We start from the raw sequence: 7,706 nt of genomic DNA, 5'->3' as shown, positions 1-7,706 counted from the left end.
CTAACTCCTAGCTAACGCGCATATTTATAAAGATACGCTTAGGGGTTCTATAGAGGCGAGTACTTTGTTAAACAGATTTTTGGTCTGCCGATCAAGAGATTTTTCCCACCAAGTAACATCAGGCTCTAGGAAAAGAAACTGGATTAACAAGTTACATTGAGGGACTCAATAATAGGTTATGCCAAATGATGTCGCGCGGTTATCAGAAAGAATCTCTCATTTTCTACAAACTGAGAAAATCACATTGGAGCTATTTGGTACTTCATTCACCATGATAATCCATCCTTACATATTGTAGAAATAACAAAATATCATTATCCAAATCCCTAGAAAATTTTCAAACTCAAATAGAATTTTATAGCACTAGCCCCAGCCAACAAATTAAGATAAATTTGCAAAGACTGAACAAAACAAACCTATTAGTCTAATTAGGTGTGGTGGAGGAGAATCTAGGAGTGCTAAATAGAATGTCAACAGTATATTCAACAGTTTTTACTAAAAATGGTCAACCGAAACCACTTCGTGTAGGGGTAATTGGGGTTGGTAATATGGGTCAGCACCATACCCGTATCCTAAGTTTGCTCAAAGATACTAAGTTAGTAGGTGTAGCAGACATCAATGTTGAAAGGGGACTAGATACTGCCAGCAAGTATGGAGTTCGTTTTTTTGAAGAGTATCAAGACCTTTTGCCTCATGTTGATGCAGTTTGTATTGCGGTGCCGACTCTTCAACATTATGCTGTAGGAATGACCTGCTTAGAGGCAAAAGTCCATGTTTTAATGGAAAAGCCTATCGCTGCCAGTATCGCGGAGGCTGAATTTTTGGTCAATACTGCTGCTGAAACAAACAGAATTTTACAAGTGGGTCATATAGAAAGATTTAATCCTGCTTTTCAAGAACTCAGTAAAGTCCTCAAAACAGAAGAATTACTGGCCTTGGAAGCTCATCGGATGAGTCCTTATTCTCATAGGGCTAATGATGTGTCTGTAGTGTTAGACTTGATGATCCATGATATTGACTTATTACTAGAGTTGGTAGCCGTCCCAGTTGTCAAGCTGACTGCTAGTGGTAGTAGTGCTTCTAGTTCGGGAAACTTAGATTATGTAACAGCTACTCTTGGTTTTGCCAATGGTATTGTGGCTACTCTAACTGCCAGTAAGGTAACACACAAAAAACTTCGTTCCATTGTTGCCCACTGTAAAAATTCTTTGACAGAAGCAGATTTTCTCAATAATGAAATTCTGATTCACCGTCAAACAACGGCAGATTATGTGACAGATTATGGTCAGGTGCTTTATCGTCAGGATGGTTTAATTGAAAAGGTTTATACTAGCAATATTGAACCTCTTCATGCAGAGTTAGAGCATTTTGTCAATTGTGTGGGTGGAGGAAATGAACCTTCTGTTGGAGGAGAACAGGCTCTTAAGGCATTGCGTTTAGCTAGCTTGATTGAGAAAATGGCTCTTGATGGTTTAGCTTGGCATCCAGAAGATTCAGAATATAATTTGTTAAATACTTCAATGGTTAAAGTAGGTTGAAATATTTGAGATAATCTCGTTTCTATTAAAATTATTGAGGGTGAGTTTTAAAGATTTTTCGAGCGCTTTTCAACTCGCCCCTAGTTGTTTTTCATTTCAGTTAGTTTTCTGTAGAGGAACTTCGTTAATAGTTTGTTAAGCACATAAATAACTTCCTCAGTCTGAACTGCATTTTTCATTTCTCGTAGTGAAGTAGTACCTCCTTTAATAAAGAGGCTTGAATCTTTTTTTATACCAAATTCATACTTATGCAGTTACATCTTAAATATTTGTGATTTATTCCTACAATCAAAAAAATATAATTAACACCCAAACAACAGTTAAGCTAACACGGATTTAAAATGCGTATTAGCAAGTCAGAAGTCATAAGGCGCGGAGTCATAAGTAATAATAATTTTTCTTTGAATAACGCACACAATAATAAGTCGTTTAAATGCACAATAGCTTAGAGGTAGGTCAAGATTCAAGCCTTGTATTTCTGAAGATTAAAGTAGTAGAGACTGTACAGCATTGAACAGTAACTTTGGTATGCGATTGTCGAACAGTTCAAAGATGGTTAGGTCAATATTGATAGGGTGTAATTGAACAATTATTACAGCAGTTTCGGAGTTAGTGAGGCACAAAGTTTTATGACTTTAGTAAATAGGGAAGAGATATTAGTCTTTAACTGTACCTCACCATCCTAAAAAGTGCTGTAAATCTAAAAACAAGTTAAGGTTTTTTCTGGGAATTCAATAGTACAGATATTATTTGTTTTCAGAAGTTTTTGGAAGTATTTTCGGAAAAATTTCTCCTGGACTTAGACATTACAGAAGTAGATAATGCCAAGTTTCATAATTCGGAATTTTTTCAGATACCTTCAAATAGAGTATTACCGAAATATTGTGGTTTAAAGCCTCCCCTTTTAAGGGGATAATAAATAAAAAATTTCCTGTTCGTCAATCCTATCCGTTTTCAAGGAGAGGTAATTCTCAATTCTTAATTCTCAATTCTCAATTCTTGAACGTTTCAACCACCACATTATCCAGAAGTTAATTCAATAGTAAAGACTCTGGGAACAGCTCAAACAAAAGTTGAATTAGAAACTATTTAAGAATCTAGAGGATTTAAGAAAAAACTTAGAAAAAATTCTAAAGAATTTGACCGAATATGATATTGCTTGTTTAACATGATGGGATCTTATTATAGAAGCTTTATTATGTCAAAGGAATTTAGTAAAATGTTATAAGTAGGTGAGCATAAATAAACATAAGTAGGTAGGCAAAAAAGTTATAAAATGCCATAGAGGCGCATCTGAGGAAAACTTAAACTTTATAGCATACAGCGTTTTCTATTTAATTATGCCTAGCTACTTAAGTAGCTTAGGCAAGGTTTAATAAACTACATTCTACTTATGTCAAGACTTTCGGTTAAATCCGCTTTTATAATTAAATTTTTCAACATTTACATTTAGATATACCTACTAGCTCATCTAGACTAAAATTTTGGGTAAAACCTAACCTTTAGATCCCTCCTATCCACCCTTAGAAACAGGATAAACCAAGCGGGAGATTTATTTCCTCTCTTTGTAGGAGTGGATTCTAGGGAAAAATATTAATTATTCTCGCCCTTTAACCCACATTTTTAAAGTTAGACAAGCGACTAGTTATACTTACTTAAAGCTGCTCAAAATAACGGTAGACAAAAATCAACCAAATGTCGAACTATTCCAGCCCCACATTGAACCTTTAGCATCAGAAAATTCTATGTAAATTCGGTTGATTGGTATTCCTAAAACTTGATTAATTTCTTGACAAAAATCTTGACTCATTGCTTTGGTTTGATTAGGATTCATACTACCAATACTTTTAATTTCCATGTAGCAAGCTGGTTCATCACTATTCCCACCAAAAGTCATACAAATATCTGATTCAAAAGTTGTCATTACATAAGATTCTGGTTTACTAAAATGTTTTGCAATTCCAGAAGAAAGACTTTTGAGAAGACGCTCGACTTTATCTTTTTCTGGTTGATAAACAGATGTTTGAACTTTAATTAGTGGCATAAATCAATCAATAATTAACAACAAAAAAATAGGTATAGATTTTCTAAGTAGGCATGAGGTAAAATAGGGAAGCATTACACCTAGTAGTCTGTCAAGCAAAACATGGCGGATGCAGAAAGTTTAGAAGCATACCAATTAAAAACCAGTCAAAATAGCATTGACAGACTACTAGATAGCATTTCTAAACACCAAAAAGCTAATTGCTACATATAACAACTAACCACCATAATTCCAGCCTGTACTTTCTAATAATAGAGGGTCTCCTTCACGATGTATACCTGCTGCAATTACTTCTCCTACATATACTGTATGATCGCCTTCCTCTACAGCACTAATAACTTTACATTCAACATAACCAAGAGTATTCGAAATAATTGGGCAACCAGTTTCTCCTAAATAAAATTCGACTTCTTCAAATTTATTTCCCACACGACGTTGAGGTTTAAAAAATTGTTGAGCTAAATCTTTTTGCTCTGCTCCTAAGAAACTAAGGGAAAATACTCCACTAGCTTTAATCATGGCATGGGATTTAGATTCTTTATTAACACAGTTAACAATTAGGGGAGGCTTAAAAGATGCTTGCATTACCCAACTAGCTGTAAAGCCATTTACTTCATCACCATCTTTAACACCACAGATGTATAATCCATGAGGAATTTTACGCAGTATAGTTTTTTTTGCCTGTTCGTCTAGCAAAGTTTTACCTACTATATATTTAAGAGTTTGACATTTTTTATTTTAACTAAAGTAAATACATTAGACATCTCTACCAGTAAAGTTCCTCGGAAGAGGCAAGGAAATATATTTATTGCAGGAGTATACAAAAGTCAACAGGTAACAGGGGAAAGATTTTTGCAGATAATGCTACAAGAAGATATTACTTGTCACTTTTTCTTGTAGTTCCATTTAATGATTCAATAAGATTACTTATTGGTACGATAAAGTCTATTCCAATGAAGCCTCACTATTTAACCAGACTATAAAAAATATATAGCAATTTTTGTGGTACAATAAAAAGTTTTGCTTAGTAGTTAAATCTCTTTAGTTACAGGTTTTTGAATTGTAAACCCTATATATAGTGTAGCGCTATAGTTTTGATCCTAGCTATATAGTGTACTTACCTAAATCATAACTATATAATAAATATCCTATGTTTTCCCTAAATCAATTTCTCCAAAAATTAACTCATCAAAAAAATTGGCGTTTCATAGCAATAATATTAATAATTGCCACCTTAGCGATCGCCTGCAACAACACCAAAATCACTACTACAACCTCAGAAATACCAACTGCTCCCGAAGTAGGTACCCTCGTTTGGGCTAGATATAGAGATTCCGACACCCTCGACCCCCACAAATCAACATCACCTCTATCCAGACAAATAATCGATCAAATTTACGACACACTTCTCGCCTTCGATGACCAAGGTAAAATTAAACCGAACCTAGCCAAAGAATGGTCAGTCAGCGATAACGGCCAAGAATATACCTTCAAACTCAACGAAAACATCAAATGCCATGACGGCACGACCTTTGATACAAAAGCTGTCAAATTCACTATTGATAGAGCCATTAACCCCGAAACACAAAACAGCACCAAAGACAGTTGGGGGCCAATAGAAACAGTAGAAGTTGTGGACGACCTGACAGTCAAGGTAAAAATGACAGAAGCTTTTGCTCCCTTTCCTCGCTTCTTAGCCGACCCCTACTCAAGCATGATTTGTCCCTCAGCAATCCAAACCTACAGCAACAAATTTGGCATAGATGGAGCAATAGGTACAGGTCCGTTTAAATTTGTTGAATGGACTCAAGGGGAACAACTCGTACTAGAACCTAATCCAGACTACAAAAATTATGGGCGGCCAGTGGATAATTCTGGTACTCCTTATATTCAGAAGTTAGTAATTAAAGCTATGCCAGAATTAGAAACTCGTTTAGCAGCACTCAAGTCTGGCGAAATTCATTTAACTGAACCTCCAATAACAGAAGTTTCTAATCTCAAGCAAGACTCTAATTTAAAACTTTATATTGCTGAAAATACTGGGCAAATAGTATTTTTAGAATTCGTTACTTCTAGACCTCCTTTTAATGAAAAAAAGGCAAGACAAGCAATAGCTTATGGAATAGATCCGAAAAAAGCAACAGAAGAAGTATTCGCAGGTTTAGCTAAACCTTCAGAATGTCCGATCGCCGATGTTATGTTTCCTAATGATGAAAAACTTTGTTCTGATTTTAGTATTAAACCAGACCAAGAAAAGGCAAAAATTCTACTAGATGAACTTGGTTATAGTGAAGATAAACCATTAGAAGTAACTCTCCTAACTTGGAAGGGAGGAAACCGTGAAAAAATTCTCGAAAATTTTCAAACTCAGTTAGCAGAAGTAGGAATAAAAGCAGAAGTAAAAACAATGGATATTGGCACTCTTAATGCGAGAATAAAACAAGAAAATAGTCAAGCAGAAAGCAATGGTGTTATTGATATGATGGGGTGGTCTTGGTACGACCCAGATTTTCTTTATACATTGTGGCATTCTCCTGGTTGGATGGGAGGTTATCACAGTGATGAACTTGATAATTTATTGGTAGAAATGCGAACTACAACTAATTCAAAGGAACGGCAAGAAAAAGTTGTGGAAGTGCAGAAATATTTGTTGGATAATGCTGTGATGGTGCCACTTTATAGTCCTGGTTGGATGTGGAATTATGTTAGTATTTCTGATCTGGAAGGTTTAAAAATAGGTGTTTTTAATAGACCTCAATTTAATGATATAAAATTATCGACTGCTACGGAGAAAAAAGAAGCAGTTAAGTCCCCTGCAAGTTCTGAAAAACAAGAAGTAGAGCAGCCAGTTAATTCAGAAGAAAATCTAGAAAATAAAGATTCTGTTTCTGAAAAAGAAGCTGTAGAGTAGGAAGTTAATTCGGAAGAAAATCTAGATAAAAAAGATTCTGTTGCTTCTCCAGAAAATGAATAAGAAGCAGAAGTTATTCTTTTTTTTGATGTAATCAATAATTATTGAGTTCTCAAATATATCAAGCCTAATTTTTCTCAGTCTCGTAATCTTTAATTTGGTTACAGGATTTTATCTACCAATTTAATAAACAGACTTTTTGGCAAATTAGTATGATTGATATATAGAGTTTCTCTAGTTACTAAAGTAGAGTTGTTTTTCTTTTTTTCTATTTCTACCAAATACGAATTAATATTACCTCCAAGCTCCGACATAAAATAAAGGAAGTATAAATTTATCCTTCACTTGATGTCAATAAATAATTAGGGCTTGCTGATTAAATCTAAAAGCATCGACAGATAAAGGTTTTAGACTTTTTTTCGCTCTAAGGGTTCTGGCTTTTTCAGCTTGATCAAGCAGAAAGTTAGAGTTCTCAGGAGAATAATTGCAGAAAAATTGAGGGATAAAATATTCGACTAACTCCTCTAAATTCCCCTTTTCTCCTGTCTCCTGTATTCCCCTCCACCGGAGGGGTGAGGGGTGGGTTGTCTCCTCCCCTCGCCCATAAGACTTTTTCAGCAAACCCTAATTATTGATTTATCAAATATCCTCAAATATATCAAATATAATTTTTCTTAGTCTCGTAATCTTTAATCTGCTTACGAGACTTTATTTATGAGTTAAAGAAACAGACTTTTTGGGAAATTAGTATAATTGATAAATATATAGGGTTGCTCAAATTACTAAATAAGACTTTTTCAGCAAACCCTAATTATTGATTTATCAAATATCCTCAAATATATCAAATATAATTTTTCTTAGTCTCGTAATCTTTAATCTGCTTACGAGACTTTATTTATGAGTTAAAGAAACAGACTTTTTGGGAAATTAGTATAATTGATAAATATATAGGGTTGCTCAAATTACTAAAGTAGAGTTGTTTTTCTTCTTTTTGATTTCCACAAAATACAAATTACTATTACCTGCGACCTCCGACATAAAACAAATAAATTTTGTAATTTACCAGTATGATAATTGCTATATAGAGTATTTTCGGCGTTGCTGATTTTGGGTATGATTTGTATTTTTTTGCAGTTGCTAAACTCTTGAATAACAAATATTTGAAATTATTCAGTTTTGATTTTCATACCTTGATTCAGCAACGCCTATTTTC

5 protein-coding genes are annotated in these 7,706 nt (G+C 34.3%); 3 read left to right on the top strand and 2 right to left on the bottom strand.

Going from position 1 to position 7,706, the window contains the following annotated elements:
- The first annotated feature begins 467 nt into the window (after window positions 1–467).
- Window positions 468–1,538: a Gfo/Idh/MocA family oxidoreductase gene (locus ACP6PL_RS30290; protein ID WP_426549083.1), complete on the top strand. Its 1,071-nt coding sequence runs from the start codon at window positions 468–470 to the stop codon at window positions 1,536–1,538.
- Between the two features lie 1,687 nt (window positions 1,539–3,225).
- On the opposite strand, the gene ACP6PL_RS30285 is transcribed toward ACP6PL_RS30290, so the two are convergent.
- The gene (locus ACP6PL_RS30285; protein ID WP_426549082.1) at window positions 3,226–3,582 is read right to left on the bottom strand and encodes a phenylpyruvate tautomerase MIF-related protein; all 357 of its coding nucleotides are present in this window, start codon (window positions 3,580–3,582) and stop codon (window positions 3,226–3,228) included.
- Window positions 3,583–3,798: 216 nt separating this feature from the next.
- Window positions 3,799–4,278 (bottom strand): flavin reductase family protein, encoded by a 480-nt coding sequence (locus ACP6PL_RS30280; protein WP_426549081.1) that lies wholly within the window; start codon window positions 4,276–4,278, stop codon window positions 3,799–3,801.
- 27 nt (window positions 4,279–4,305) lie between these two features.
- On the opposite strand from ACP6PL_RS30280, the gene ACP6PL_RS30275 reads away from it, so the two are divergent.
- Both ACP6PL_RS30275 and ACP6PL_RS30270 read left to right on the top strand, forming a co-directional pair.
- Window positions 4,306–4,482 (top strand): hypothetical protein, encoded by a 177-nt coding sequence (locus ACP6PL_RS30275; RefSeq protein ID WP_426549080.1) that lies wholly within the window; start codon window positions 4,306–4,308, stop codon window positions 4,480–4,482.
- Between the two features lie 250 nt (window positions 4,483–4,732).
- Window positions 4,733–6,493 carry an ABC transporter substrate-binding protein gene (locus tag ACP6PL_RS30270; protein ID WP_426549079.1) on the top strand — a complete coding sequence of 587 codons (1,761 nt, stop codon included), beginning with the start codon at window positions 4,733–4,735 and terminating at the stop codon, window positions 6,491–6,493.
- The last annotated feature ends 1,213 nt before the right edge of the window (window positions 6,494–7,706 follow it).

Origin of the sequence: Dapis purpurea BLCC-M126 (genome assembly GCF_050015975.1) — a bacterium.
Lineage (GTDB): Bacteria > Cyanobacteriota > Cyanobacteriia > Cyanobacteriales > Microcoleaceae > Trichodesmium.
This window is presented reverse-complemented; position numbering and strand designations above follow the sequence as displayed.

Excerpts from the sequence above, each read along its gene's own strand:
- ACP6PL_RS30290 (WP_426549083.1), top strand. The coding sequence starts at position 468 with ATGTCAACAGTATATTCAACAGTTTTTACTAAAAATGGTCAACCGAAA.
- ACP6PL_RS30285 (WP_426549082.1), bottom strand. The coding sequence starts at position 3,582 with ATGCCACTAATTAAAGTTCAAACATCTGTTTATCAACCAGAAAAAGAT.
- ACP6PL_RS30270 (WP_426549079.1), top strand. The coding sequence starts at position 4,733 with ATGTTTTCCCTAAATCAATTTCTCCAAAAATTAACTCATCAAAAAAAT.